Raw genomic sequence first — 25,962 nt, 5'->3', positions numbered from 1 at the left:
CAGGTTACAGGTCGTCGCCCGAGTAGGGAATTTCCCTGTCGGTCACATCACCCGGCGATGCCAGGACGACCTTGCCCGGCGTTATCGACTTCACCACGTATCCGGTATCCGCCACGGTTTCACCCACGCGGTATTCAAGCCCGTCCAGAATGGCCAGCACGCTGTTGCCGATGGCCACGTAACCTGTGTAGGCGATGTCGTGCGCGGCGGACTTGCCGTCCTTTTCGCCTGATCCGCCCGTGCCGTCGCCCTTGCCCGGCACCGGGTGGAAGGGGTTTGGCGCGGCCTGGCGCACCGCCGCATCCAGCACGTACAACTGGCTGGGGGTGATGACCGCTTCGGCCAGGGTCTTGCGGGCCTGGTCCACGATGGCCTGCGGGGCGCCTGTCGCATCGGCGCCGGGTGGCAGCAGCCCCGCCAGAGGGGAGGGGGCGCCTGGTGAGGCAGACGCGGTGCCGCCGTCTGCCGGTGCCGACAGGCTGGACGAAACTCCAGGGGCGCTGGCCGCCGGTACGGGCCGCGGCGTGCCCGACGGCAGCAGCAGGATGACCGCCGCCGCAATGGCCGCAACGCCCGCCATGCCGATCAGTATCTGTTCCCTGCGGGTCATGCCGTCACCCACCAATGCGCGTTGTGTTGCCGTTTACCTTCACCCAGATGGACACCTTGTAGCCCGGCCACTGGGTGCCTGCCGTCACTTCCATGGATTCCACGCGGTCCAGCCACGGTTGTGCCGTGACCTGCATCAGAAAGGCGCGAAACGATTCCAGCGGTCCGTCCATGACCCCGTCCAGCCGCACCATGTTGCTGCCGCCCAGCACCGATTCCGCCAGGGGGACAAAGCGCACTCCCTTGAGCGAGGCGTGGTTGCCCATGTCCTGCAAGGTGCCGATGGCCTCGGTCAGGGCGGGCGGGTTGGGCGCGGCCAGCGCCGTGCGCCGGGCCAGGGTGGTGTCGAAGCGGGCGGCGTCGGCCTTCATTTCGGCAATGACCGGGGCGAAGGTCTGCTGCATGTGCAGCATGGCGCGAATCTGCGCCGCTTCTTCGCGCACGCGGGCCGTCTCTCGCATGGCGGGCACGATGAGCAGCAGCGTCATGCCCACGATGGCCACAAGGGACAGCACGGGAACGAGAAAGGGCGAGGTGCTTTTGGATGCTTGCATGGCTGTGCCCGTCACACCAGTTTGAGGGTGGCTATGAACTGCAATGATTCCGTGGTGGTGCCCGTTTCAGGGGCCTTTTTCTCCACCGTGACGGAAAGCACCATGGGCGAGCGTTCCAGCCGGTACAGAAAGTCCGCCAGCAAGGCTTCGCGTTGCAGCATGTCGCCCGCGACCACCCCGGTGACCACGGCCATGGCCGTTGCCTCGGCGGCGGCGTCGGCCTTGCCCTGCGGCTGCGCCGACCTGGCCTTGGCATCCTTTGCGCCGGGTATCTGGCCGTGGTCCAGCTGCGTCAGGCGCAGGCCGGAAAGCCGCACCCCCGAAGGCGTGACGGCGGCCAGTTCCGACAGCAGGGCCACGGGCATCTGGCGGCGGCTCATGGATTGCACGGCCAGGCGCAGGGCCCTGCCCTTGGCGGAAGCGGCCAGCAGTTTGGACTTGTCGGTGGTTTCGCCATAGGCGGTCAGCTGCTGGCGCAGTCCGTCGCGTTCGTTCCGGGCTGACAGCAGCGCCGCACCCTGGATGCTGGCGAAGACGGAGGTGCACAGCACCACCACCATGCTGCCCACGGCCACGGCCAGGCGGATGCGTTCGCGCTGGCGGGCCTGCTTGCGTTCGCGAAAGGTGTTGACGCAGTTCTGGGTGCGCTCGTCGCTGGACAGCGAAAGGCCGACGGCCCACTGGGCCTCGGCGCAGTCCGTCGGCAGCTTGGCCATGTCCAGTTCGGCCCCGGGTGTGGCCGGACCGCGCTGGCTGTTCAGCGCCGTGCACGGAATGCCCACCTGCCGCCCGAACTCGTCCACCAGCGGTTGCAGGCAGCCGCCGGGGGTGGAAAGGAACATGCGCGATACGGCGGGGTAGCCGAGGGTGTTGGCGAAGTGGTCCATGGTGCGTTCGAGCTGGCGCACCAGGCGCTCGACGGCGGGGGCGATGCTGGCGCCGATGTCCGGTACGGGCAGGGTCACGGGGGATACCGGCATGCCGGGCTCGGCGGGCACCGGCATGGGCTGGCCGGTGGTGCCCCGATCAGTGCCCTGCCCCGTGGAGCCCTGTCTGACCGGGGCTGGCAGGGTGCAGGAGCTGTCGCGCAGTAGCACGGTGCGGGCTTCGGCATCGGAAAGGGGGGCGGCGGTACCGGCGGTGGATTCCACCAGGGCGCGGGCCAGGCTGGCGAAGCCGGTCTTGACCATGCGGCTCAGCACCACCTGCGACGAGGAATAGATGTCGATGCGGGTCGATTCCTCGTCGATGTGCAGCACCGCGAACTGTTCCGCCGCCGGGTCCAGCCATCCGGTGGTGAACAGGTTGTGCGAGGCGATGACCCGCGTGGCCGCGCCTGCAAGGGCAAACCCCGCGCGTTGCACGATGTTGCGCACCTCGCCAAGTGCGGCGCGCACGGCCAGCGTGGCGGTGACGGGCAGCTTGGGCACGCCCTTTTCGATGATTTCGTTGCCGATGGTGCAGTCGAACACCGATTGCCGCTCGTCGAACTCGCGTTCCTTGCGGGCGGTCCAGAAGGCCACGTCGTCGCGTTCCTTGGCCGAAACCTTGGGAATGCGGAAGTGCCAGTGTTCGGCGTGTTCGTCGGGCAGGGCGACCCATACCTCAAGGTCCGGGGCGGGGCCGCAGAAGTCCAGGATCTGCTGGCGCAGGAAGGAGGAAAAGGCGTCGTCGCCGGGCCGGATGCCGGCGGGAATGCGGAGGGCCTGCACCCCCTGCAATACCGGCAGGCCGGTGCGGCCATGGCGGCTTTCCGCCAGGTACAGGCAGCGGCCACGCCACTCCACGCCCAGCACGCGGCGTTCCTTCAGCGGGCGCAGCAGCGGGATGTTCCACTTGCCGGGGCCCGTATGCATTGATTGGACGGGTTCTTGCCGGGGAGCGGGGCGCGCTGCATCGCCCTTGCGAATGAGTTCGAGCAGTCGCCCGGTGGAGGACGCATTGGCGTGCAGACCCATGGAACCACCATCCCGATTACGGTTTCGCGGGGGGCCGGGGCCACCCGTTGTTGTCGTGCCGTATCGCAAGGCCAGGTCGTACCGCACGGATGCCCACCGCCGTGACGATGAAGGCATACCGCGAGATCAAGCCCGGCCGCTCGCCATGACCCGCCATACCGAGAATGGTAGCGGTGGGTTATGACGGTGAGGTGTCCGTCCGGTTCTGCTCGTTGTGGATGCATGGAATGCGCCGGGTCGAAAGGCCCCCCCCTGCGGCCCGGCGTTTCCCCCCTCTAGCGGCTCTGACCTTGCAACGATAATTTGTTGTCGTGCAAGCGTGTTATAACTTTTCTAGAAAAAAGACCACTCATCAACACACGGTTCGCAGCGAAATCTGTTCGGTTTGCCGCACGGCATTCCGAGGTGCGCTGCATGAAGGAAAGGCAACGGTGGCGCCACAATAACCGGAGAAAGAAAAAAAACAATCACCTTATAGCGAAGGGGCGGGTGATATTTGGGGTGATTTTGTGCGGGGATGCGGTGTTGCTACCCGCATCCCATGGTGCAACATGCCGTACACGTTGGCGAAGTGATGCACGGCACGGGGATGGCGAAATCCGCGGCACCATGATCTGCAAGAGTACGGCAACCATGCGGGCTTGCTGTCATGCTGTCGGGCGGGCGGGATCGAACAGGGTGACCGCGTTGCGCAATTCCTGCTGGTTGGTCACGCCGAGCTGCCGGTAAATGTTGCGCACGTGCGTCTTGAGGGTGTTGTACGAAATGTTAAGCCTGTCGCAGATTTCCGGGCCGCTGTGCCGGTCCGCCAGCAGCAGGGTGACCGCCACCTGCTGACGGGTGAGGCCCATGCGGCGCAGCGAATCGGCAAGGCAGGCAGCGGGCGGTGCCGACGGATAGGAGCTCGGGGCCGCTTCGCTGGGCAGGACGGGGCGGGCAGGGGGAACGGGGGCGGCATTGGGGGCGCTGCCTGCTGCGGCGGTCGATACGGTGTCCGCCATCGTGTCTGGTGGCGCGGCCGGGGGGACTGCGCAGGGCTGATCCGCAAGGGGCGCGGAGTGGGGTGCATGCGACGCGTGCGGTTCGCCCGGCGTGCCGGGTGCATCAGGTGCGCCGGATGTGCGGGATGTACTGGATGTGCCGGATGGGGCGGAGAGGGCAGAGGGAGCAGGTGTGCGCGTCATGCCGGGGGCCCCAGCGTCATGCAGGCTGAAATGTGCGGGTACCGGCAGTTCCGCGCCGTCCGCGCCGATAGGGGCGGGGGTACGCCAGGTGCTGGTGGGCATGCGGGGCGGCGGGGATGTCTGGGCAGCCGGAGCGGCAGGGGGCGAGGGCATGGCATGCCCGCGCGATGCGTCTGGTTCAATGGCCGCGTCATGCGCAATGGGGCTGGCTGCGGTTGCCACGGATGGTGCCGCGTCCGGGGGGATGTCTGGGGCGGTGCCCAGAGCCACGTCCGGTGAACATTGCGATGCCCGGTCAGCCCTGCTGCCCGACATGCCAGACACGCCGAAGGGGCCGGAACAGCCGGGCATGGCAGACAGGATGGTCCGCAGGGCGGCATCGTCGTCACATTCGGTGTCGCCGTCGTCGCAGACCGGTTCGTCCGTGTCGTTATCGGGCACGTGTCCCGGCAGTCGCCAGCCCATGTAGGTGGCCGGGTCGGGCCGTACCACCAGCATGATGGATATGATGGCGCACACCGCCGCCAGCGAAAGCACCTGGATGTGGGCGATGTCCGGCGGCAGCAGCAGGCCCAGCACCATGAACAGCAGGCTGCCCGCCCACTGCGAACCGAACAGCAGCGCCCAGTACAGGGCCAGGATGCGGGCGCGGTTGCGCCCGGCGTGCAGGCCCGCGCTGTGCAGCAGCGACGAGTACATGAACACGTCCAGCAGGGCGCTGCCCGAAAGCTGGATGAACATGGGCACGCGGGGCATGCGCTGGCCCAGCAGCATCAGCGTGGCAAAGCCCAGCCCCAGCAGAGGCAGGGCCAGCCGGAACAGGTGGCGCGGAGCCAAGGAGGGAAAGACGCGCAACAGGATGGCCGCGCACAGGGCCACCCCGCAGAACACCGCACTGGAGGCAATGACCGTGGCGTCGCTTTCCGGGGGCAGTTGATCCAGCAACTGGTAGAACAGGCCGCAGGCCGCGCTGGCCAGAAACAGCGCCGCCAGCAGCGTGGCGGGCAGGGGCCGCAGGGGGGCGGGGTCCTTGTCGTCGTCGGTTTCCGGCAGGGTGATGTTGCCGAGCAGCAACCGTGAAAGCACGGGCAGTCCCGCACCCAGGGCAAGCCAGGCGGTCTCGCCGCCAAGACCTGAAGCGGACACGGCCAACACCGATTCCGCCACAAAGGTGGCCATGGCGAAACACAACGCGATGTCGAGGCCGGACAAGGCCGCCAGCCGCACGCCCCAGCCATGGAAAAGCAGGACGGCACCGGCCACGGCCAGGGGGCCGGTAACCACCTCCAGCGCCGCGCGGTGCATGTCGACCCCCGGCACCAGCCCCAGCAGCGGCAGCAGCAGGGCTGCCAGCGCGGCGTCATGCACGCGCGAAAGGCGCGTGGCGTGCGGCAGCAGTGCCACGCAGCGGGCACACGCCAGCATGGTGACAATGGCGATGGGCATCACCCATTCGCCGGAGCTTTCCGGCAGGGCCAGCGCCTGCGGCAGGTGCGCGCGCAGCAGGCCTGCCCGCAGGAGATACCATAGGCAGGCTATGGAAACCCCCAGCCCCACGCCGCCGCGCAACAGCCAGGCGACGGAACGCAATGGCTGGCGAACCGATGGAAACGGCATGGCACTCCCCCCCCAAAGGCTGCACCATCAGGAATGAATTACCTCAAGTCATGCACGATTTTTTCGTTTGCAGCAACGATGTTAGAGAAAACGAACCGTACGTGAGGTTGAATATGGAGTGAGCAGGGCAGGTATGAAGATGGCTGGCGGGGCTGGCCGGGGAAGGAGAGCGGAAAGACTGTGGGACAACGGGACGTGAGGGCCTGAAAACGCAGAAAGGTCCCGGCGAATGCCGGGACCTTTACCGTCGATGGTGCCGAAGGGGAGAGTCGAACTCCCACGGGGGAACCCCCACTAGACCCTGAACCTAGCGTGTCTACCAATTCCACCACTTCGGCGCAGGAGGGTCTTCTAGCCAAACGCCGAGTGGTTGGCAAGCGTTTTTTTCAAAAACCTTGCGAATGCTGGTCGTGTCGCCTTTTCCCGCCCCGAATGGCGTTGGCGGGCGCGGAAAAATACTTGCGTGGCGGGCCGGGGCTAAGGCAAAGGCTCATGCCTGCCGATAGCACCGGAGCGAACATCGGGCAGGAGCGCAGCGGCTTCCGTCCACCGGGGGAGAGGAGACACGATGCCCAAGGACAGGGAAGGCGGCACCACGCCGTCCCCGAATCGAAGAGGACAGCCGGACCAGGCGCATGCCGATGCAGCCGCGCCGGGAACGGACACGGGGCATCTCCTCGTGCTGGTGAGCGGCGCGCGTGCAGCGGTGCGCGAGGCCCTGTCGGCGCAGGTGGTACTGCTGCTGCCGGGCGCGCGCGCGCATGCCGCAAGCCCGAAGGATGAGACTGGCGCGCGCGTACACGCCGCAAGCCCGAAAGATGAGCCTGGCGCGCGCGTGCACGCCGCAGGCCCGAAGGATGAGACTGGTGCAACGCCGTGCCGGGGCAGGTGCAACACCTCGGCCATGCCTGCTGCGCCTCCGCTCTTGGTGGTGCGGCTTGCGGGGGATGCCCCCGCCGTGCCCCCCGGCTGGGAGGATGCCCCACTGGCGGAGGTGCGCCCCCGCGACGTGGATGGAGAGCGCGCCCCGGCCCATGCATCCGGATATGCGGACCTTGCCGACGTGGCGCTGGCGCTGGCCCGGTGCGGCCAACTGCGCCGGGTGGCCGACACCGGCGTGCCGTCCGGCCAGCGGCTTTCCGGGGCGGCCCTGATAGCGGCCATGCCGGAGGTGCTGCGCCCGTTGCTGCCCGGCGTGTGGCGCACTGCAGAGGCGCTCGTCGGCCAGGCGGGCGATGCGCTGCATGCGCGGGACATGGTGTTGCTGGCCCGTGTGGGCCACACCATGCGCGGCATGGCGGCCAACTACGCCATGCCGGAATGGGCCGCCTGCGCGGCGGCGCTGGAATGTGCCGCCAACTGCGCCGACATGGACGCCGCCTCCGACTCCCTGGCGTGGCTGCGTGCCGCGCTGACGGCCCTGTCTGGCCTGCCCGACCTGTCTGGCCTGCCCGGCCTGCCCGGTCAATCCGGCCAATCTGTTCCGTCTCCTGTGGGCGCGGAGCCCGATCCGCACGATTAGCCCCTGCCGGACACGCGGCACCGCCGTATCGGCAACAGCCGTTCCGCCGTATTGTGTGCCCCGTGAAATGCATCGACGGGCCGGACTCGCAGTGGAGTCCGGCCCGTCGTTTTGCATCCGTTCGGGGCTGGCGGGGCAGGGTGTCTTGCGGCTACGGTGTGACGGTCAGCCCGTGCTCGATGGCAAAGCTGACCAGTTCCGCCGTGCTGTCGGCACCCAGTTTGCGCTTCAGGTTGGCCTTGTGCTTTTCCACGGTCTTGTGGCTTATGCACAGCTTGTCGGCGATCATCTTGTTGCCGTGGCCTTCGGCCACCAGCTTCAGCACCTGCTTTTCGCGGTCGCTCAAAAGATCCAGCAGCGACCCGCTTTCGCGGCGGCCGTGGCGCAGAAAGTCTTCGATGAGCAGTTCGGAAATTTCGGGGCTGATGTACCGGCGCCCGGACAGCACCGTTTCCATGGCTTGCACCAGAATGTCGCTGGAAACGTTCTTCAGCACGTAGCCGTCGGCCCCCGCGCTGAGAGTGCGGTAGATCAGGCTATCCTTCTTGTGGGCGGTCAGCGCCAGCACCTTGGTGCGCTCGCAGCGCCGCTTGATTTCGCGGATGGCTTCCGTGCCGTCCATGAGCGGCAGCGTCAGGTCCATGAGCACTATATCCGGCATGTGCTTTTCAACGATTTTCAAGGCCTGGATGCCGTCCGGGGCCTCTCCCACGATGGAGAAAGCGGGATATGCCCCGAGCAGGGCCTTAAGCCCTTCCCGGACGATATCGAGGTCTTCGACGAGCACAACGGTTTTCGACATGTCGGCAGCCTTTGACTATGATGTGGCTGGTCTGAAAATAACACGGTACGTTATATGTGCCCCCGGTGGAATTGTAAACCTGCTTTCGCCGTAGTAGGGTTATTCCCCATTGCGACGTAGGGGTGGGTGTGGGGGGCGTGCATGGCGTGTCGCCGCAACGCGGGCGGCGATGATGCGGTACGCCTGTGCGCCGCTGTGCCTGCGCATGCAGCATGGGCCGTCTGCGTGGTGCGTTCCGGCGCGATGCGGAGATGCGGGGGGCGCACTGCGGGGCGCTTCGTGCAGGCATGACGGGGCGAAGCCCGGCCGGTCACCTGTCGCCGGTCATTCCTTGGGGGCGTGCAGCCAGCAGCGCACGCCGTGCTCCTGGGCCGCGTTGTCCGTGGGAGCGGCGGTGGGTGCCTGCGGCGGCATGGCCAGCAGGGGCGGTTCCTGTTCGGCGCACCGGGCGAAGGCGTGCGGGCAACGGTCGCGGAAGGTGCAGCCGGATGGCAGCGCCCATAGCGGCGGCACCGTGCCTGGAATGGCCGACAGCCGTTCGGCCCTCGGGCCGGAAACCGCCTGCGGCACCGAGCGCATCAGCCCCTGGGCATAGGGATGCAGCGGGCGCGCGAAAAAATCGCCCACCGACGCATGTTCCATGATCCTGCCGGCATACATCACGGCCACGTGGTCGGCGGTTTCCGCCACCACGCCGAGGTCGTGGGTGATCAGCAGCACCGATGCCCCCCGGTGGGCGGCAAGGTCACGCATCAGGCGCAGTATCTGGCGCTGGATGGTCACGTCCAGCGCGGTGGTGGGTTCATCGGCGATGAGCAGGCGCGGGTCGCAGGCCAGCGCCATGGCGATCATCACCCGCTGGCGCATGCCGCCGCTCATCTGGTGCGGAAAGTCGCGGGCGCGCAGTTCCGGCGAGGGAATGCCCACCTGTCGCAGCAGGTCCACGGCGCGCGCGGCGGCATCGGACCGGGAAAGGCCCAGATGCAGCCGCAACCCCTCGGCGATCTGCTCGCCCACCCGGAACACCGGGTTCAGCGAGGTCATGGGTTCCTGAAAGATCATCGAAATGCTGCGCCCGCGCACCCCGCGCATGTCCGGTTCCGGCAGGGTCAGCAGTTCCCGCCCCTCCAGCCGCACCGACCCGGAGGCAACGCGTCCCGGCTCGGGCACCAGGCGCAGCAGGGCCAGCGCGGTCATGCTCTTGCCGCAGCCCGATTCGCCCACCAGGCACAGCGTGCCCCCCGGCGCTATGGAAAAGGATATCCCCGCCACAGCGCGCAGGGGAGCGCCCGGCGTGCCGTCCGCCTCGGGCCGCCCCGGAAATTCCACGCTCAGGTCGCGCACGTCCAGCAGGTGTGCCGCGTCGGTCACCGTCCGGGGTGTTCTGTTGTCGTCGGTCATGTCTGGCCTGTAGTTGTTTCCAGGTGATGGTGCCAGTGGGCGGAGGGCCGTCCGAAAGAAGGCTGTTCGCAAGGGCTATCCGTTGGCCGCGTCACGCGCCAGGGCCAGCAGGGCCTGGTACACCGGCACCAAGCTGGGGATCAGCAGGTGTTCGTGGTCGGTGTGCTGGCTGGTTTCGCCTTCCGCGCCCCAGACCACCCCGGCCATGGAAAGATCGGTCAGGAACCGGGCATCGCTGGCCCCGTGGGCGCAGCCGGTGGCCGCGCCGGGGGCGTGGCGCAACAGCCTGTCCAGCCACGGGGTGTCGCCGGTGACGAACAGCGGCTCCATGCGGGTGACGGCCAGTTCGCCTCGCACGGCGGCGCGCATGGCGGCCACCAGTTGGTGGGGATCGTCGTGCTCCGTGTAGCGCACGTCCAGATGGGCCACAGCTTCGCCGGGCACCTGGTTCACCGCCGTGCCCGCGTGCAGCAGGCCCAGGTTGAGGGTGCGGTGCCAGTGGGCCTCCGCCTGCGGCAACACGGCGGAGAGGGACGGCGCATCAGGCGCTGCCAGCCCCGCCCGTTCCGGATACAGGCCGGGAAAGAGGGGCTTCAGGGCCTCGTAGTCGCGCACCAGCGCATCCACGGCGTTTTCGCCCAGCCAGGGCCGGGCGCCGTGGGCGCTTTTGCCCCGCGCCGTGAGCACCAGGTCGATGACGCCCTTTTCCTTGGTGATGACCGAGCCCGGCGAACCGCCGTCCAGCGCCACGCAGAAGTCGGCCCGGATGTGCGGCAGCACGCGGAAGGCGCCATTGCGGCCGCCGGTTTCCTCGTCGCCGGTGATCACCAGCACCAGGGGCAGGGCATCCGGGCCAAGGCCCCGTGCCGCAAGCTCGCGCAGGCAGCGGCGGCACAGCATCAGGGCCAGCGCCACGGCGTACTTGTCGTCGATGCTGCCGCGCCCGTGCAGCACGCCCGCCGCCAGGTCCAGGCGCGGGGCGAACATGGCGTCCGCGCCGTCCACCACGTCGAAGTGCACCAGCAGGGCCAGCGGCGCGGCGTGAGCCGGGTTGCCCGCCACAAGGGATGGCACTCCCTCGTGCTCCATGCGGGTGCAGGGAATGTTGTTGTCGGCCAGCCAGGCGGCGATGACGTCGGCGCAGCGGGCCAGTTCTTCCGGGCGCGAGGCCGTGGAGCGGATGGCCATGAGACGGGCGGTCAGCGCCACCATGTCGGCGATGTCCGAGGCGGTAGCCTCGTCCAGCCCGGAGGGCAGGCAGGCGCGGGCCTGTTCCGCGAAGCGGGCGAAGGTGTCTGTGGATTGGGGCATTGCGGCGAAGGCTCCTGCGAAAGCTGTGGGTGGTGCGACCGGCGCTCCGTTCGTTGCCCGCATGGGACGTTGACCGGGTTGCGGCGGCGGACCGAAAGGCTACCGCAGCGGGCCGGGCGCGTCCAGTTCCCGGCCATGTCCCGATAATGTTCCGGCATGTCGTGAGTGGCCGCTTGCCGGACCGGGAGTGGTGGTTTTTGTCGAGAAGGAACTTGACAATCATTTTCAGGAGGTGCACTGATAGGGCGTCGGGCGTGCATTCCCGGCCCCGCACCTGTTGCCCGCGCCCCGCGCGGCAGCGGTGGGGCGGGCAGACGGTCGGTGTCGACCGGACCAAGGAGACGCGTATGCCTTGTTGCAAGTTGAGTGATGTTCCCGCCGGATGCCGGGTTCGGGTGCGTCGTCTCTGCGACAAGCAGGGCGAGCGGGGAAGGCTGTGCGCGCTGGGCATAACGCCCGGCACGGAGCTGGAAGTCTGTTCGCAGGGGGGCGCCTGTTGCGTCCGGGTGCGTGAAGCCTCGCTGGTCCTGGGCGACACCCTGGCCTGCGGCGTCTTCTGCGAGCCGGTGCATTCCGGTCGGCAGATGCACGACTGACGGGGTCCGGCCACGGCCATCGACAAGGAGAAGCAGTATGACTTGGGACACTCTCTTGGTCGTCGCCATCGTGGTGGCGGCGGCGGGGTATGTCGCGCGGCGGTACCTGTTCCGCAAGTCGGGCGGGTGCGGATGCGGTTGCGACTGCTCCGCCAGTTCCGCCAGTTCCAGCAGTTCCGGCAGTTCCGGCGGCTCGGGCTGCTGCGGCGGCGGAGGGCACATTGCCTCAAAGCCGGGCACATCCTGCGGCTGCGGCAAGTAGCACGCGACACGCTGGTGATGGCCGGCCCGAGGGCCGTGCCTTTTTTTAACGCGACTCAATGAGAAAGATTTTCAATTTCGCGGGGGCAGCCAGCCCGCGCACAGCGAGGAGGAGACACGAAGATGGGCAAAACCATTCCCCTGCGGCAACTGGCCGTGGGCCAGCGGGCGCGCATCGCCAAGGTTGACGCGCATGGCGAACTGGGGCGGCGCATCCGCGACATGGGGCTGATCCCCGGTGCGGAAGTGGAGGTCATGGGGCGTGCGCCCCTGATGGATCCGGTGGCCCTGCGCCTGAAGGGGTTCACCCTCTCGTTGCGCAACAACGAGGCCGACTTCATCGCCGTCGAGATCGACGCCCAGCCCCGTCCGCAGGAGTAGCCATGTCCGCCAACGTCATCGTCGCCCTTGCGGGCAACCCCAACTCCGGCAAGACCACCGCGTTCAACGAGTACACCGGTTCGCGCCAGCACGTGGGCAACTACCCCGGCATCACGGTGGAAAAGAAGGAAGGCATCGCCCGCGTGGACGGGCGTGAAGTGCGCGTGGTGGACCTGCCCGGCACCTATTCGCTTACCGCCTACACCCAGGAAGAAGTGGTGGCCCGCCGCGTGCTGGTGGAAGACCGCCCCGACGTGGTCATCGACGTCATCAACGCGGGCGCGCTGGAGCGCAACCTGTACCTGGCCGTGCAGTTGATGGAACTGGGCATTCCCGTGGCCCTCGGCCTGAACATGATCGACGAGGCCCGCAAGCAGGGCCTGCGCATCGACGCCGCACGCCTGTCGCAGCTGCTGGACCTGCCCGTGGTGGAAACCGTGGCCCGCACCGGCGAAGGCCTGAAGGCCCTGATGTCCGCCGCCGTGGCCCACGGCGACGCCAAGCGCGGCGCCCCCTGGAAGCCGCTGGAAATCTCCTACGGTCCCGACCTCGACCCCGTGCTGGCCCGCATGGTCGAACGCATCGAGGCCGCACGGTTCCTTACCGACAAGTATCCGGCCCGCTGGGTGGCCCTGAAGTATCTGGAAAGCGACGACGACATCCGCGCCCTGGGCCGCGCCGCCGGTCCGCTGGCGGCAGAGCTTGAAGCCATGGCCGCGGAAGTGGCCCGCCACCTGGAAGCCACCCTGAACAGCTACCCCGAAGCCGTCATCGCCGACTACCGCTACGGCTACATTTCCGGCGTGCTGCGCCAGGGCGTGCTGACCCGCCACGACGAGCTTTCGCAGCGCCTTGCCGCCTCCGACCGCATGGACCGCGTGCTCACCCACCGCCTGCTCGGCCCGGTGATCATGCTGGCCGTGCTGTACGGCATCTACGAAATCACCTTCGCCATCGGTGAATACCCCATGGGATGGGTGGAAGCCTTCTTTGGCTGGCTGAACGAAACGGCATCGGCCGCGCTGCCCGACGGGCTGCTGAAGTCGCTGGTGGTTTCGGGCATCATCGACGGCGTGGGCGGGGTCATGGGCTTCGTGCCGCTGATCATGCTCATGTTCATGATGATCGCCTTCCTTGAAGACTCCGGCTACATGGCCCGCGTGGCCTACATGCTGGACCGGGTATTCCGCCTGTTCGGCCTGCACGGCTGCTCGGTGATGCCCTACATCGTGTCCGGCGGCATCGCGGGCGGCTGCGCCGTGCCCGGCGTCATGGCCGCGCGCACCCTGCGCAGCCCGCGCGAACGGCTGGCCACCATCCTTACCGCGCCGTTCATGACCTGCGGCGCAAAGCTGCCGGTGTTCATCCTGTTCGTGGGCGTGTTCTTTGCCGAGCAGCAAGCCCAGGCCATGTTCGCCCTTACCCTGCTGGGCTGGGGCATGGCGCTCATCGTCGCGCGCATCCTGCGCTCCACGGTGATCAAGGGCGAATCCACCCCCTTCGTCATGGAACTGCCCCCGTACCGCCTGCCCACCCTGCGCGGCATTCTCATCCATACCTGGGAGCGCACCTGGCAGTACATCAAGAAGGCCGGTACCGTCATTCTGGCCATCTCCATCCTGCTGTGGGCGGCCATGACCTTCCCGCAACTGCCCGAGGACCGCACCGCCGCGTTCGAGACGCAGCGCGCCGCCGTCACCGCCCAGAAGGAAGCGGCGGAAGCCGCCGCTGAAAAGGGCGACGCAGCGGAAGCCACCGCTGCCACCGCTGCGGAGGAAGGCGCCGAAGCCGCCGCCGAAGGCGAAAAGACCGATCCGTTCGAGGAACAGCTTGCCGCCATCGACGCCGAGGAAGCCGCCGCCGGGCTGGAACACTCCATCGCGGGCCGCGTGGGCATCGCCCTGGAATCGGTGACCGGCGCTGCCGGGTTCGACTGGCGCACCAACATCGCCCTGGTGGGCGGCTTCGCGGCCAAGGAAGTCATCGTCTCCACCCTGGGCACGGCCTACTCGCTGGGCGAGGTGGACGCCGAAGACGCCGGGTCGCTGGCCGAACGCATCAAGGCCGACCCGCACTGGACCCCCGCCGCTGCCGCCGCGCTGATGGTCTTCGTGCTGCTGTACGCCCCCTGCTTCGTCACCGTGGTGGCCATCAAGCAGGAATCGGGGTCGTGGCGCTGGGCCATCTTCAGCACGGTGTTCAGCACCATCATGGCCTTCGGCCTGGCCGTGGCCGTTTACCAGATCGGCACCGCCATGCTGGGTGGGGGCTAACCCCGCCGGGCAGGGCCCGCGCGTCATCAGCGCAACATCAGCGCGTCATCAGCACAACATGCGCAACCACAACGGGGCGTCCTTCGGGACGCCCCGTTTCCGTTGGGACGTCCCGAAGGACCGGCATCCGCGCGGCTTCCGGCATCTTCGCGGCCCTGCGATGCCCGCCCCGCCGCAGCCTTCATCCGCTTGCGCGCGGGGTTCGCGCCGTTTACACTGGTCCGTGCCGATGCCATGCACGGCCTGCCGGGGGGCACGCCGCACATGCCACGGTGCATGGAAGACGCCGTGTTGAAGGTGGGGCGGAAGGGTTGCGGAGACAGGCCGAAAGCCATTTTTTGGGGGGGACTGACGCCATGCGGCCTGGCCGTACCATCAAGGCGGAACTCCGGTTTCATTCGTTGCTGCTCATCCTGCTGCCGCTGGCCCTGTCGCTGGCGGCGTTCTACGGCGTGCTGCGCACCGAAGGGCTGCGCAAGGCCCAGGGCGAGATGCAGGCGGAACTGCGGCACCACCGCTTCGACGTGGAACGCTGGCTGGGCTACCGCCTGGCCGACGTGGTGCACGTGTCGCGCACCGATGCGGTGCGCACCGTGGATCTGCCCGCCATGGCGCGCGACTTTCATGCCTTTCTCGACTCCCACGGCGACTTTCGCTCCCTGGTCTACGTGAATGCCGAAGGGCGCACCGTGCTCGACTTCGACATGCCGGAAGGCGGCGTGGACATTTCCGACCGCGAATACTTCCTGCGGGGGCGGCAGGGGCAGCCGTTCATTTCGCGCGTGCTGACGGGGCGCACATCGGGCAAGTCCATCGTGATTTTTTCATCCCCGGTGCTGAATCCGCAGGGCGACTTTGCGGGGCTGGTCTTCGGCGTGGTGCGCATCAACGAACTGCTGGAAATGGTCAGCAGCCTGCGGCGCACACCGGTGGATCCCTCCTTCCTGGTGGTCGCCTCCACCGGGGTCCCCCTGCTGGCCCCGGAAGACGCCCGTCCCATCCCGTTGCCCTCGCTGGACGCGCCCATCGACGGCCCGGCCATCTACCGCAATCGTGACGATGCCGAGGTGCTGGGGGTGGGGCTGCCGCTCAAGAACGGCGAATGGCTGCTTGTTCAGGAGCGCGCCGTGGGTGACATACTGGGCGACATGCACCGGTTGCTGCTGCTCCTGCTGGCGGTGTCGGGCCTGACCATTGCGGTGTGTACTCCCTTTCTGCTGCGCCTTGCGCGGCGGGTCACCGGACCCATCGAGCGCATTTCGGCCATGTCCGAGCGCATCATGGCCGGGGAATACGGGAATGCCTGCCCCGGTCTCGACGTGGCGGCCATGCCCCCGGAACTGGAACGGCTGTACCGCAATTTCTGCCGCATGGCCGAGCGCATCGGCACCCACGTGGGCGAGCTGGAGCGCCTGTCCGGCACCGACGAACTGACCGGGCTGGCCAACCGCCGCCTGCTGGCCGACGCGGGCGCGCGCATCGTCAGCATCTGCCGCCGGGCCGGGCAACCGTGCGCCTGCCTGATGCTGGACCTGGACCACTTCAAGCACATCAACGACGTGCACGGGCATGCCACCGGTGACGAGGTGCTGCGCAGGCTGGCCGCCGCCATCATGACCACGGTGCGTTCGTCCGACTTCGCGGTGCGCATGGGCGGCGAGGAATTCGCCATCATCGCGCCCAATACCGATGCCACGCACGCCATGGCCCTGGCCGAGCGACTGCGCCGCAACGTGGAGCGCATCGACCTGCGCCAGGCGGACATGCCCGTGCCAGTGGCCATCAGCGTGGGGGTGGCAGGCATGACCGTTACGCCGCGCTACGGTGCCGGACCGCTGGAAGACCTTCTGGCACGGGCCGACCACGCGCTGTACCGGGCCAAGCAGGCGGGCCGCAACCGGGTGGTGCTGTGGGACGATGCCGAGCGTGCCGGGGTAGAGGAGCGGGGCACCCCGGACGACGAAGGGCAGGAACAGGGAGTTGCCCGGTTGCGCGGACCGCTGAGCGGTTCCTGACGGCGGCGGGACCATGGGCCTTCGGATGTGAAAACGGCGCCCCCCGTGAGGGAGGCGCCGTTGGCGTATCGATGGTCGGGCAGCGGCATCGCTGTCCTGCAAGGCTTCTGGCTGGCCGGTTCTATCGGCAGATGGCCGGAACGGGCCAGAACTGGCCGGAAACCGTCTAGCAGATTTCGACCAGTTCGATGTCGAACGTCAGGTCTTCGCCCGCCAGGGGGTGGTTGGCGTCGAGGGTGACGTGCTCTTCGGTGACGTCGGTGACGGTGACGTCAAGCTCGCCGTCGTCGGTCATGAGTTGCAGCATCAGGCCCACTTCGGGCTCGATGTGCGGGGGCACCTGGTCGCGGGGCACGGTGATGATCATTTCTTCCACGTGCTCGCCGTAGGCTTCGTCGGCGGGAATGGTGATCTTCACCGACTGGCCCTTGCCAAGGCCCAGCACGGCCTTTTCGAAGCCGGGAATCAGCATGCCTTCACCCAGGGTGAATTCCAGGGGTTCGCGGTCGCGCGAGGAATCGAATTCGGTGCCATCGTCCAGCGTGCCGGTGTAGTGAACGCGGACGGTATCGCCGTTCTTGAGTGCCATGTGGGGCTCCTTGGGGGAGAATCTTGTAGTGGGTACCCGTCGGCCGGAATGAATGGGGCGGCAACAGCCGCGGCGACCGGGCGGACCCGTGGACCATCGCCCGCCCCGTGGGGAATGTCAAAGATTATTCCCTGCGCGGGGATGAGGGGCAGGGCATGCCGCGTGGCGGTGTTGCCGGGGCAACGGAAAGGGCGGTGCCCCGGTTGCGGGCTACACCCCGGCCTGCGGCGCATCCCACCGCGCGCAGAGCTGCACGGCGGCCCGGCAGAGCACCTCGGCGCCCACGGGCAGGCACGATTCATCCGGGGCAAAGCACGGGTTGTGCACCGGGGCCACGCCCGGCCCGCCGCAGCCCACGAAAAAGAAGCACCCCGGCACCCGTTGCAGGAACATGGAAAAGTCCTCTCCGCCCATGGTGGGCACGGGCTCCATCACCCTGTCCGCACCCACGGCGTCCAGCGCGGCCCGGCGCACCTCGGCCGCCGCGCGCGGGTCGTTGATCACCGCCGGGTGGCACCACTGGAAATCCAGCCGATGCGTGGCGCCCATGGCCGCGCATACCCCGCCCGCCACCTGGTTGATGCGCTGTTCCCACCGGTTGCGCACCTCGGGCGCAAAGGCCCGCACCGTGCCGGCCATGCGCGCCTCGCCGGGAATGACGTTGTAGGCCGTGCCCGCGTGCAGTTCGCCTATGGTCAGGATGACCGGCTCCAGCGGGCTGGTCATGCGGCTGACCACCCGTTGCAGCGCGCCCACCACCTGGGTGGCGGTTTCCAGCGCGTCCACGCACAGGTGCGGGTTGGCTGCGTGGCCGCCCTTGCCCAGCACGGTCAGCTCGAAGCGGTCCATGGCCGCCATGAGCGGGCCGGGCTTCACCCCCACGAAACCGGCAGGAATCTCCGGCCAGACGTGCGCGCCGATGCATACGTCCACCCCGGGGTCGTCCAGCACGCCCGCCTCGATCATGGGCGCGGCCCCGCCGGGGCCTTCCTCCGCAGGCTGGAACAGGAACAGGATGCGCCCGCGCAGCGCGCCGGGGTTCTGCTCCGCCAGCCCGGCAAGCACCCGCGCCGCGCCCAGCAGCATGGCCATGTGCATATCGTGCCCGCAGGCGTGCATGCAGCCGGGGTGCTCCGAGGCGTAGGGGAGCCCCGTGGCCTCGGTGATGGGCAGGGCGTCCATGTCGGCGCGCAGCATCACCGTGGGGCCGGGCCGTCCGGAATCAAGCAGGGCGGTGACCCCGGTGCCCGCGATGCCGGTACGCACGGGCAGGCCCAGCGCGGCCAGTTCTTCGGCCACCAGGGCGGCGGTGCGCACTTCGTTGAAGCCGGTTTCGGGGATGCGGTGCAGGCGGCGGCGCAGGTCGACGATATGCGGTGCGGCGGCGCGGACACGGTCGGAAAGGGATTCCATGGGTTCTCCTGCCTGCGCGGCCACAGTCCTTGGCGGGGCGCGGCGATGTGCGTGCAGCGACCGGAGCCCCGGAGGCGCGTGGCTCGTGGGGCACGGCGCGGGCGCAGTGGCCACCGCCGGATTGCCCGGCAACGGGCCATGGGCCAGTAGCCGCGCAAGGCCCCGGATGGCCGGATTCCGCGTTTCGGGCGTTGACAAGCCGCAGACGCGGCGATAGTAGTACCAATCAGTACCACGCATGAGTTTCTCCCGCCGCGCATGGGACCCGGTGCCGCCATGACCAGCAACTGGCCAGGCGCACGGAGCGGGGCGGAGAAACCCGGGCGGATGCCGGGACGGCACCGTGGCCAGTGTAGCGCAAGGCGGAGCTGTCGTCAGCCCCGCAGCCCGGCCATCCGGTATCCGTTCATCCGGCCATCCGGCCCTCATGCACCGGTACCTCGCCATCCCGGCGGGCCTTTGGAAGGAAGCACATGGAACTCATTCAGGCTTTGCGCAAGTTCGGTTTCACCCAGCAGGAATCGTTGATGTACCTCACCCTGCTGCGGCATGCGGGCCAGAATCCCATGACCGGGTACGAGGCGGCCAAGGCCGCCGGAATTTCGCGCTCCAACGCTTACGCGGCGCTGTCGAGCCTGGTGGAGAAAGGCGGGGCCGTTGTGGCCAGCGGCGACACCAGTCGCTACATGGCCGTCCCGCGAGAGGAACTGCTGCTGAACCTGCGGCGCGATGCCGAGGGCACGCTGGCCTTCCTTGAAGCCAACCTGCCGGACACCGAGCCGGACGAGACGCCCTATCTGACCGTGGCGGGCCTGCGCAACACCGAGGACAAGATCCGCAACATGCTGCACCTGGCGCGGCTGCGGGTGTACGCATCCATGCACGCGGACAACGTGGCGCTGTTCCGGCGCGAGTTCGACGACTGCGTGGCGCGGGGGCTGAAGGTGGTGCTGCTGTCCAATGCGGAGCCGGGCATCGCCGGGGCCACCTTTCTGAAGAATCAGGCGGGCACCGGCCACGTGAAGCTCATAGCCGATACCAGCGAGGTCATCGCGGGCCTGCTGGAGCCGGGCGTGAGCGGGCGCTGCCTGTATTCGCGCAACGAGCACCTGGTGTACCTGATGCGCGAGGCCATACTTCATGAAATGGAGCTGATCCGTATCCGGGCCGCCATGCCGGGCTCGATGCCGGGCTCGATGCCGGGCTCGATGCCAGGCTCGATGCCGGGCTCGATGAATGACACCGGGACGGACCCCGTTTCTGACAACTGACGCACACCGGACGGACGCCGCGCGCAACGCGGCCCGCCACGGAAACTTGACGGAGACCTTCATGCCCAACGTTCGTTCCACGTACACCGATGCGGTCGGCTTCTTTGGCCGGACCACGCCCGAAGAACTGGTGGCCGCCTTCGGCAGCCCCCTGTACGTCTACAGCGAGGCCCTGCTGCGCAAGCGCTGCCGCGACATGAAGGGGTTGTCGTCGCACCCCGGCTTTTTCGTGAACTATTCGGCCAAGGCCAACACCAACCTTTCCCTGCTGCGCATCGTGCGCGAGGAAGGGCTGGTGGTGGACGCCATGTCGCCCGGCGAAATCCACGTCAACAAGGCCGCCGGGTTCACCCCGGACCAGATCCTGTACGTGTGCAACAACGTGTCCGAGGCGGAACTGGCCAACGCCGTGTCGCACGGCCTTCTGGTGAGCGTGGATTCGCTGTCGCAGCTCGAAACCCTGGGCAGGGTGAACCGGGGCGGCAAGGTGATGGTGCGCTTCAACCCCGGCATCGGCGCGGGGCACCACCAGAAGGTGGTCACGGCGGGCAAGGCCACCAAGTTCGGCGTGGACCCGTCCGATGCCACGCTGGCCGAGTTGCGGGCCATCCTGGCCAGGCACGACATGACCCTGGCGGGCATCAACCAGCACATCGGCTCGCTGTTCCTGGAGCCGGAAGGTTATGTGGCGGCGGCGGACTTCCTGCTGTCCGTGGCGGAAAAGTTCGACACCGTGGAGGTCATCGACTTCGGCGGCGGCTTCGGCATTCCCTACCGCAAGTACGAGGACCAGTCCCGGCTGGATCTGGCCGCCACGGCGGAACGCCTGCACGCGCTCATTTCCGGCTGGTCGGAACGCACCGGCTACAAGGGCCGCTTCTACATCGAGCCGGGCCGCTACGTGGTGGCCGAATGCGGCCTGCTGCTGGGCACCGTGCACGCCACCAAGAACAACGGCCCCACCCGCTACGTGGGCACCGACCTTGGCTTCAACGTGCTGGCCCGTCCGGTGATGTACGACGCGCACCACGACATCGAGGTGTACCGCAAGAACGGAACGCCCGACGCGGCCCTGCACCCCCAGACCGTGGTGGGCAACATCTGCGAGAGCGGCGACATCATGGCCAGGGAACGGCAACTGCCCGCCATCCAGGAGGGCGACATTCTGGGCGTGCTGGACGCCGGAGCCTATGGCTACGCCATGAGCTCCACGTACAACCAGCGGTTGCGCCCCGCCGAGGTGCTCATCGGCCTTGATGGTGAGCCCCGCCTGATTCGCCGCCGGGAAGAGTTGGCCGATCTGATGGCGCTGTTCCCGGATGCGTAGGCCCTGGTGGGGATGCGCGGACTCGTTGCTGTCGGAATCCGTATTTTTCCGCCGGACTGCGTCAGATTTGTCTTTTTGTGCTCACGTACATCAGTACGCTCCGCGCAAAAATCCAAATCTTCCTTGTCCGGCGAAAAAACCCGTAATTCCTTGCATCAAGCCCGCACTAGCCAGCCGCGCCGCAAAGCCGGCGCGGCGTATAAAGAAGAAAGCGGGGACAACGGGAATTTAGATAGGGTGTTGAACTCTGAGGCTGACCCCCTCGGGAGTTAGCCGGTTACCACTGCGTCCGCCCCGTCCGGCACGTCGAGCATGCGCCGCAAGGGCGCGAAGGCGGCGTCGGGCGGATGCAGCAGATTTTCGATGGGCGGCACCACGCCGCTCACCGGAAAACCGGACAGCATGGCTACCGCCTCCATGTTGTCCCGCACAAGGTCCGGGGATGCGGAACGTTCCTTGGTGTGAACGAAAACGATCCCTGCCGGTTCCATCCCTCTCCGGACCAGCGCCTCCACCGAGAGGAGCGTGTGGTTCACGGTGCCCAGTCCCGCCCGCGCCACCAGCACGGGACGGGCGTCGGCGGCCCGGATGCAGTCGATGCACAGGGCCTCCGGCGTGAACGGCACCATCAGGCCGCCCGCGCCTTCGAGGACCAGAGAGGCGTGTTCACTGCGCAGACATGCCAGACTGCGCACCAGGTCTTCCGTCTCCACGCCGCGCATTTCGTCCCGCGCGGCGTGGAGCGGAGCCTTAGGCGCCGCAAAGCACCACCCCACCGCTTCCGCCGGGTCGCGCCCGGCCAGTTCCGGAACGTGCCGGTACACGAAGGCCGCGTCGCTGTCCGCGTCGTACGGGGTCTTGCACCCGGTCTGCATGGGCTTGGCGTAGAAGGGCCGCTCCCCCCGCGCAAACAGTTCGCGCAGCAGCAGCATCGAAACCACCGTCTTGCCCACGCCCGTGTCCGTGCCCACCACGAACAGGGCTCGGGAGGGGGGCTGGTTCATTGCGTTCATGATTGATCTCCGGGCGTATCGCCCCGCTTCTCTTCCTCTTCTTTCCAGGCGCGGGCCAGCAGGTCCACGCAGCGGGCCACGTCGTCCACCCGGTGCAGGGCGGTAAGGCCAAGGCGCAGCGTTGCCGCGCCGCGCGGCACGGTGGGGTGGCGCGCGGCCAGGGCCAGCACGCCGGGGCCGCCATCCGCGGGGGTGCGCAGCCTTGCCGCAAGGCGGGTGCAGCGGTCCTCGTCGCCCACGTCCACGCACACCACGTGGGCGCCCTCGCGGGCGGGCACCCCTTCGGCGCGCAGCCCGGTGCGCAGGGCCGCGCCCAGCGCGGCAAGGTGGTGGCGGCGGTCATCCAGACGGGGCAGCAGGTCCAGCAGGGCCAGGCAGCAGGCTGCGTGCGCTTCCGGCAGGGCGGTGGAGTGGATCAGCGGCGAGGCCAGGTTTTCCAGTGCGTTCCGGGTGCCGCGCGGCAGCAGCAGGAAGGCACCGAACAGCCCCAGCGCCTTGCCCAGCGTGCCCACGGCCACGTCGGCCACGCCGTGCGCCCGCCCGCGTCCGCCCGCGCCCAGCGCGCCGAAGGCGTGGGCCTCGTCCACGATGACGAAGGCCCCGTGTTCGCGGGTCACCGCGCCCAGGCGGGCCATGTCCGGCAGGGTGCCGTCCATGCTGTACAGCGATTCGGCCAGGACCACGGGCTGTGGCGCGCAGGCCGTCCCGCAGGCGGGTGGGCCGTCGTTGCCGCAGCTGTCGTTGTCGCTGTTGTGCCGCCACGCGGCCAGACGGCGCGACAGGTCGTCCATGTCCGCGTGGCGGTGGGTGTGCAGGCGCGCCCCGGTGGGGGGCAGGGCGTGGGCCATGCTGGCGTGCACCCGGCGGTCCAGGAACACGGCATCGCCGTGCCCCAGCAGCCCCCACAACAGGGCCAGGTTGGCCTGATACCCGCTGGGCAGGAACAGGCACTCGGCATAGCCGAAGTAGTCGGCCCAGGCCGCCTCTGCCTCTGCCGTCAGGGCGGTGTGCCCGGCGGCCAGACGCGAGGCCGTGCCCGAGGGGGCGTGGCGGGCGAAGCAGGCGGCCACCGTGGCCCGCCATTCCCCGTCGGCGGCAAGGCCCAGATAATCGTTGCCCGCGAAATGGAGCAGCGGACGCCCCTCCATGCGCACCAGCGCCGGGGAGGGAGACTGCCCGGCGGCGCTGCGCGGCGTGGGCGCGGGCAGCCCGTCCAGCGGCAGCGCGTTGCGGCCAAGGCCTGCTGCGTGCAGTTCCTCCACCCGCAGGGCCAGGCGCGCGGCCAGCAGGCCGGGAGACGCCGGGGGCGGCGCGGCGGCGGGCGTTGCGCCGGACATGTCAGGGGCAGACATGTCAGGGGCAGACATGTCAGGGCCAGACGAGTCAGGGCCGGACAGTTGGGGGTCGGTCAGGCGGTTCTGGTCAGCCATGCGAAGGTCTCTCGATAACGGGCGGTGAGTGTGTCGCCGTTGAAGCGGGTGTCGTAGGCCGTGCGGCCAATGGTCAGGGTGGCGGCCATGCAGGGGGGCGCAGGCGCGAGGGCCGCGTCGGAGAATGCTGGCAGGGGTGTGATGGTGGTCGCGTAGGTGGCCGCGCGGTCGCTTTCGGCCAGCAGGCAGGCCCCAATGCGCAGGGTGCCGCGCAGTGCGCCGCCCGGTGTGAGGCGTGGCATGCCGGGGCGCATGTCAGGGCGCATGTCGGCTGCCGGTACGTGGTCCGGCCAGGTGCATTCCTCCACCGTCAGCAGAAAGGCGTGCAGCTTGAAGTCGGCTGTCCATCGGGCGTGCAGCGCGGCCAATTGGGCCATGGCTTCCAGCCCCTGCCACGGGGGCGCGGCGGTGAAGGCGCGGCGGGCCGTGGCTCCGGTTTCGTCGCAACTGTCCAGTCGGTCCAGCAGCAGGAAGCGGTCCGGAGTTTCCTCCGGAAGGGCGTGGCGGAAAAGGGTCACAGCCGCACCACCAGCGCGGCGTTCTGCCCGCCGAAGCCGAAATTGAGCAGCAAGCCGATGGAACCCTTGCCGGAAGCGGGCAATGGGCGTGGTTGACGCACGAAATCCAGCCGCGCGCTCTCCGGCGTGGTCAGGTTGCGCACCGGCGGCAGAAAGCCGTCCGCCGCGCAGGCCAGCAGGACGGCCAGTTCCACCGCGCCGCAGGCCGAGGCGCAGTGCCCGGTCCACGACTTCACGGCGGTGACGGCGGGGGCGTGGCCCGCGTCGGCGAACAGCCGTTCCAGCAGGCGGATTTCCGCCGCGTCGTTGAGGGCGGTGCCGGTGCCGTGGGCCGCCACCCAGTGCACGTCGCCGGGGGCAAGCCCCGCTTCGGCCAGCGCGCCGCGCACGGCGGCCTCGGCCCGGCGGGCGTCGGGTTCCGGGGCGGTCAGGGCATGGCCGTCCAGCGTGGCCCCCATGCCCAGCACTTCGGCCAGTGGCGTGGCCCTGCGGGCCAGCGCCGTGTCCAGCGGCTCCAGCACGAAGGCGGCGCCTCCCTCGCCGGGCACGAAGCCGCGCCGCGCGGCGTCGAAGGGGCGGCAGGCGCGGTGCGGTGCGTCGGCGTCGGCGGGGTCCATGTCGCGCTGGATGGCCCCGGCGCGGGCGTAGCCCAGCAATCCCCCTTCCGACAGGCGCGAATCGCCCCCCACGGCCAGCGCCGCCGGGGCAAGGCCCCAGCGCACCCGCCGGGCGGCCTCGCCCACGGCCTGCAACGAGGCGGCGCAGGCCGTGCCCAGCACCAGCCCTTCGCCCCGGACGCCGCAGCGCATGGCCACGGCGGAGGCGGCGGTGTTGGGCAGCCAGCGCAGCATCCACAGGGCGTCCAGATCGGGGTGTTCCAGACCGGATAGTGCGGCGTAGTCCCCTGTGCGCGGTGCGCACGCGGCGGGAAAGTCCGCCCCCACGTCCATGTTGGGGCCGCTGGCGGCCACCAGCGCGGTGTCGTCCGGAAGGCGGGGCAGGAGGGGCGTGCCGCCGTCGCCCGTTGCGGAGCCGGTGTCGCCCGCTCTCCCCATTCCCCTGATTCCCCCTGTGCCCCCGGTCCCCCCGGTCCCATTGTCACAGGCGTATCCGGCCTGCCGGGTGGCGGTCAGGGCGGCGGCAAGGGCCAGTTGCCCCCCGCGCGAAAGATAGCGGCGGTGCCGCCAGCGTCCGGTGGCCGTTGCGGCGTCGAAGTCCGGCACCGGGGCGCAGGCCGCGCCGGGCAGGGCCGGGGCATGGCGGAACGGGCTGCGCCCCTCGCGGATGGCGCGCGCCATGTCCTGCGGGGTGTGCCCCAGCGGGGTTACCGCGCCCGCGCCGGTGATGACCACGCGGCGGGGGGGATGGAAGGGAGAAGAGGGCGGCTGCATGTGTTTGTCGGGCCTCGGCGCGGCGGTGCCGTCCGGACCGGCTATCCGTTGTTTCGCGTCAGGGACCACGCCACGTACGCCGCCACATCACCGATGGTCAGCACCGGGGGCGCGCCGGGCACGCGCACCGCCGCCAGCACCTCCGCCACGCGGGCGGCGGACAGGTGCGGATATTCCCGCGCCAGCCGGGCTGCGGGCGCTTCGCCGGTGCGTTCCGCCTCCAGCACGTGGATGCGCAGGTCGGTGAGAAAGGCGGCGGCATCGCGCACGGGAATGGCGAAGCGGCGGTTCAGCCCCGCGCCGATTTCCAGCAGGTCGATGGATTCGCAGGGCAGGTCGGCCATAAGCCGGGTGGCGGGCGACAGGGTGGCTGCGTCCACGTCGAAGATGGGGGCCACCAGCGCGGCTATGGCCGCTACAATGTCGTGCGAGTCGTGCGGTTGGTGTCGGATATGTGAGGGCATGGTGTTCTGCCTGTGGGGTTTGATGCAAAGGGAGGGTGAAGGGGGCCTTGCCGGTGCGTGGG

The 25,962-nt window shown here is 68.8% G+C and carries 22 protein-coding genes and 1 tRNA gene; 8 read left to right on the top strand and 15 right to left on the bottom strand.

Features of this window, described 5'->3' with window-relative positions:
- Positions 1–4 precede the first annotated feature (4 nt).
- The 5 genes from K6142_RS15890 to K6142_RS15870 all read right to left on the bottom strand — a co-directional run bounded on the left by K6142_RS15890 (position 5) and on the right by K6142_RS15870 (position 6,260).
- Positions 5–610 carry a hypothetical protein gene (locus tag K6142_RS15890; RefSeq protein ID WP_190245055.1) on the bottom strand — a complete coding sequence of 202 codons (606 nt, stop codon included), beginning with the start codon at positions 608–610 and terminating at the stop codon, positions 5–7.
- Positions 611–614: 4 nt separating this feature from the next.
- Positions 615–1,163: a hypothetical protein gene (locus tag K6142_RS15885; RefSeq protein ID WP_190245054.1), complete on the bottom strand. Its 549-nt coding sequence runs from the start codon at positions 1,161–1,163 to the stop codon at positions 615–617.
- Positions 1,164–1,174: 11 nt separating this feature from the next.
- A complete protein-coding gene (locus tag K6142_RS15880) occupies positions 1,175–3,019 on the bottom strand; it encodes a hypothetical protein (RefSeq protein ID WP_223290362.1) in 1,845 nt (614 codons plus the stop codon).
- A gap of 749 nt (positions 3,020–3,768) precedes the next feature.
- The gene (locus K6142_RS15875; RefSeq protein WP_190245052.1) at positions 3,769–5,922 is read right to left on the bottom strand and encodes a helix-turn-helix transcriptional regulator; all 2,154 of its coding nucleotides are present in this window, start codon (positions 5,920–5,922) and stop codon (positions 3,769–3,771) included.
- 251 nt (positions 5,923–6,173) lie between these two features.
- Positions 6,174–6,260 (bottom strand) — tRNA-Leu (locus K6142_RS15870).
- 230 nt (positions 6,261–6,490) lie between these two features.
- On the opposite strand from K6142_RS15870, the gene K6142_RS15865 reads away from it, so the two are divergent.
- Complete coding sequence (locus K6142_RS15865; RefSeq protein ID WP_223380941.1) at positions 6,491–7,444, top strand: Hpt domain-containing protein; 954 nt, start codon at positions 6,491–6,493, stop codon at positions 7,442–7,444.
- Between the two features lie 151 nt (positions 7,445–7,595).
- On the opposite strand, the gene K6142_RS15860 is transcribed toward K6142_RS15865, so the two are convergent.
- The 3 genes from K6142_RS15860 to K6142_RS15850 form a co-directional block, all read right to left on the bottom strand.
- Positions 7,596–8,246 (bottom strand): response regulator, encoded by a 651-nt coding sequence (locus K6142_RS15860; protein ID WP_012612165.1) that lies wholly within the window; start codon positions 8,244–8,246, stop codon positions 7,596–7,598.
- A gap of 324 nt (positions 8,247–8,570) precedes the next feature.
- Positions 8,571–9,647, bottom strand: a complete 1,077-nt coding sequence (locus tag K6142_RS15855; protein ID WP_190245716.1) for an ABC transporter ATP-binding protein — start codon at positions 9,645–9,647, stop codon at positions 8,571–8,573.
- Between the two features lie 75 nt (positions 9,648–9,722).
- Positions 9,723–10,958, bottom strand: a complete 1,236-nt coding sequence (locus tag K6142_RS15850) for a M20 family metallopeptidase (protein ID WP_190245717.1) — start codon at positions 10,956–10,958, stop codon at positions 9,723–9,725.
- 347 nt (positions 10,959–11,305) lie between these two features.
- Here K6142_RS15850 and K6142_RS15845 point away from each other — a divergent pair, with 347 nt between their 5' ends.
- The 5 genes from K6142_RS15845 (at position 11,306) to K6142_RS15825 (ending at position 16,484) form a co-directional block, all read left to right on the top strand.
- Positions 11,306–11,554, top strand: a complete 249-nt coding sequence (locus tag K6142_RS15845; protein WP_190245718.1) for a FeoA family protein — start codon at positions 11,306–11,308, stop codon at positions 11,552–11,554.
- A 37-nt stretch (positions 11,555–11,591) separates the two neighbouring features.
- Positions 11,592–11,816: a hypothetical protein gene (locus tag K6142_RS15840; RefSeq protein ID WP_190245719.1), complete on the top strand. Its 225-nt coding sequence runs from the start codon at positions 11,592–11,594 to the stop codon at positions 11,814–11,816.
- A 122-nt stretch (positions 11,817–11,938) separates the two neighbouring features.
- The gene (locus tag K6142_RS15835) at positions 11,939–12,196 is read left to right on the top strand and encodes a ferrous iron transport protein A (RefSeq protein ID WP_190245720.1); all 258 of its coding nucleotides are present in this window, start codon (positions 11,939–11,941) and stop codon (positions 12,194–12,196) included.
- Between the two features lie 2 nt (positions 12,197–12,198).
- Positions 12,199–14,469, top strand: coding sequence for a ferrous iron transport protein B (gene feoB / locus K6142_RS15830; RefSeq protein ID WP_190245721.1), 2,271 nt, complete (start codon positions 12,199–12,201; stop codon positions 14,467–14,469).
- 356 nt (positions 14,470–14,825) lie between these two features.
- A complete protein-coding gene (locus K6142_RS15825; RefSeq protein WP_190245722.1) occupies positions 14,826–16,484 on the top strand; it encodes a diguanylate cyclase in 1,659 nt (552 codons plus the stop codon).
- 166 nt (positions 16,485–16,650) lie between these two features.
- Here the strand turns inward: K6142_RS15825 and K6142_RS15820 are convergent, their stop codons facing one another.
- Together K6142_RS15820 and K6142_RS15815 are read right to left on the bottom strand one after the other, a co-directional pair.
- Positions 16,651–17,073 (bottom strand): peptidylprolyl isomerase, encoded by a 423-nt coding sequence (locus K6142_RS15820; RefSeq protein ID WP_012612157.1) that lies wholly within the window; start codon positions 17,071–17,073, stop codon positions 16,651–16,653.
- A 210-nt stretch (positions 17,074–17,283) separates the two neighbouring features.
- The gene (locus K6142_RS15815) at positions 17,284–18,486 is read right to left on the bottom strand and encodes a M20 family metallopeptidase (RefSeq protein WP_190245723.1); all 1,203 of its coding nucleotides are present in this window, start codon (positions 18,484–18,486) and stop codon (positions 17,284–17,286) included.
- A 473-nt stretch (positions 18,487–18,959) separates the two neighbouring features.
- Between K6142_RS15815 and K6142_RS15810 the strand changes: the two genes are divergently transcribed.
- Entirely contained in the window at positions 18,960–19,757 is a 798-nt protein-coding gene (locus K6142_RS15810; protein ID WP_190245724.1) for a TrmB family transcriptional regulator, read from the top strand.
- 61 nt (positions 19,758–19,818) lie between these two features.
- Positions 19,819–21,084, top strand: a complete 1,266-nt coding sequence (lysA, locus tag K6142_RS15805) for a diaminopimelate decarboxylase (RefSeq protein ID WP_190245725.1) — start codon at positions 19,819–19,821, stop codon at positions 21,082–21,084.
- Between the two features lie 269 nt (positions 21,085–21,353).
- Here lysA and bioD read toward each other — a convergent pair whose 3' ends face one another.
- From bioD to K6142_RS15780, 5 genes are read right to left on the bottom strand one after another with little or no spacing between them, the layout of a single operon-like run.
- Positions 21,354–22,097, bottom strand: coding sequence for a dethiobiotin synthase (gene bioD / locus K6142_RS15800; RefSeq protein WP_223290442.1), 744 nt, complete (start codon positions 22,095–22,097; stop codon positions 21,354–21,356).
- Entirely contained in the window at positions 22,094–23,527 is a 1,434-nt protein-coding gene (locus K6142_RS15795) for an aminotransferase class I/II-fold pyridoxal phosphate-dependent enzyme (protein ID WP_223380940.1), read from the bottom strand. Before K6142_RS15795 ends, bioD begins: the two co-directional genes overlap by 4 nt.
- Positions 23,506–24,045, bottom strand: coding sequence for a hypothetical protein (locus K6142_RS15790; protein ID WP_190246130.1), 540 nt, complete (start codon positions 24,043–24,045; stop codon positions 23,506–23,508). The genes K6142_RS15795 and K6142_RS15790 overlap by 22 nt, the downstream gene beginning before the upstream one ends.
- Positions 24,042–25,436, bottom strand: coding sequence for a beta-ketoacyl-[acyl-carrier-protein] synthase family protein (locus K6142_RS15785; protein WP_223380939.1), 1,395 nt, complete (start codon positions 25,434–25,436; stop codon positions 24,042–24,044). The genes K6142_RS15790 and K6142_RS15785 overlap by 4 nt, the downstream gene beginning before the upstream one ends.
- Before the next feature lie 41 nt (positions 25,437–25,477).
- Positions 25,478–25,900 carry an acyl carrier protein gene (locus K6142_RS15780; protein WP_190246127.1) on the bottom strand — a complete coding sequence of 141 codons (423 nt, stop codon included), beginning with the start codon at positions 25,898–25,900 and terminating at the stop codon, positions 25,478–25,480.
- Between the last annotated feature and the right edge of the window lie 62 nt (positions 25,901–25,962).

The organism is Nitratidesulfovibrio sp. SRB-5 (genome assembly GCF_019931275.1).
GTDB lineage: Bacteria > Desulfobacterota > Desulfovibrionia > Desulfovibrionales > Desulfovibrionaceae > Cupidesulfovibrio.
Note: the sequence above shows the minus strand (reverse complement) of the source record. Positions and strands in the feature narration are given on the sequence as shown.

Bases quoted from the DNA above. Each gene is read 5' to 3' on its own strand.
- K6142_RS15835 (WP_190245720.1), top strand. From the start codon at position 11,939: ATGGGCAAAACCATTCCCCTGCGGCAACTGGCCGTGGGCCAGCGGGCG.
- K6142_RS15785 (WP_223380939.1), bottom strand. From the start codon at position 25,436: ATGCAGCCGCCCTCTTCTCCCTTCCATCCCCCCCGCCGCGTGGTCATC.
- K6142_RS15820 (WP_012612157.1), bottom strand. From the start codon at position 17,073: ATGGCACTCAAGAACGGCGATACCGTCCGCGTTCACTACACCGGCACG.
- K6142_RS15795 (WP_223380940.1), bottom strand. From the start codon at position 23,527: ATGGCTGACCAGAACCGCCTGACCGACCCCCAACTGTCCGGCCCTGAC.
- K6142_RS15780 (WP_190246127.1), bottom strand. From the start codon at position 25,900: ATGCCCTCACATATCCGACACCAACCGCACGACTCGCACGACATTGTA.
- K6142_RS15850 (WP_190245717.1), bottom strand. From the start codon at position 10,958: ATGCCCCAATCCACAGACACCTTCGCCCGCTTCGCGGAACAGGCCCGC.
- K6142_RS15840 (WP_190245719.1), top strand. From the start codon at position 11,592: ATGACTTGGGACACTCTCTTGGTCGTCGCCATCGTGGTGGCGGCGGCG.
- K6142_RS15855 (WP_190245716.1), bottom strand. From the start codon at position 9,647: ATGACCGACGACAACAGAACACCCCGGACGGTGACCGACGCGGCACAC.
- feoB (WP_190245721.1), top strand. From the start codon at position 12,199: ATGTCCGCCAACGTCATCGTCGCCCTTGCGGGCAACCCCAACTCCGGC.
- lysA (WP_190245725.1), top strand. From the start codon at position 19,819: ATGCCCAACGTTCGTTCCACGTACACCGATGCGGTCGGCTTCTTTGGC.
- K6142_RS15825 (WP_190245722.1), top strand. From the start codon at position 14,826: ATGCGGCCTGGCCGTACCATCAAGGCGGAACTCCGGTTTCATTCGTTG.
- bioD (WP_223290442.1), bottom strand. From the start codon at position 22,097: ATGAACGCAATGAACCAGCCCCCCTCCCGAGCCCTGTTCGTGGTGGGC.
- K6142_RS15865 (WP_223380941.1), top strand. From the start codon at position 6,491: ATGCCCAAGGACAGGGAAGGCGGCACCACGCCGTCCCCGAATCGAAGA.
- K6142_RS15860 (WP_012612165.1), bottom strand. From the start codon at position 8,246: ATGTCGAAAACCGTTGTGCTCGTCGAAGACCTCGATATCGTCCGGGAA.
- K6142_RS15875 (WP_190245052.1), bottom strand. From the start codon at position 5,922: ATGCCGTTTCCATCGGTTCGCCAGCCATTGCGTTCCGTCGCCTGGCTG.
- K6142_RS15845 (WP_190245718.1), top strand. From the start codon at position 11,306: ATGCCTTGTTGCAAGTTGAGTGATGTTCCCGCCGGATGCCGGGTTCGG.
- K6142_RS15890 (WP_190245055.1), bottom strand. From the start codon at position 610: ATGACCCGCAGGGAACAGATACTGATCGGCATGGCGGGCGTTGCGGCC.
- K6142_RS15880 (WP_223290362.1), bottom strand. From the start codon at position 3,019: ATGCATACGGGCCCCGGCAAGTGGAACATCCCGCTGCTGCGCCCGCTG.
- K6142_RS15810 (WP_190245724.1), top strand. From the start codon at position 18,960: ATGGAACTCATTCAGGCTTTGCGCAAGTTCGGTTTCACCCAGCAGGAA.
- K6142_RS15885 (WP_190245054.1), bottom strand. From the start codon at position 1,163: ATGCAAGCATCCAAAAGCACCTCGCCCTTTCTCGTTCCCGTGCTGTCC.
- K6142_RS15815 (WP_190245723.1), bottom strand. From the start codon at position 18,486: ATGGAATCCCTTTCCGACCGTGTCCGCGCCGCCGCACCGCATATCGTC.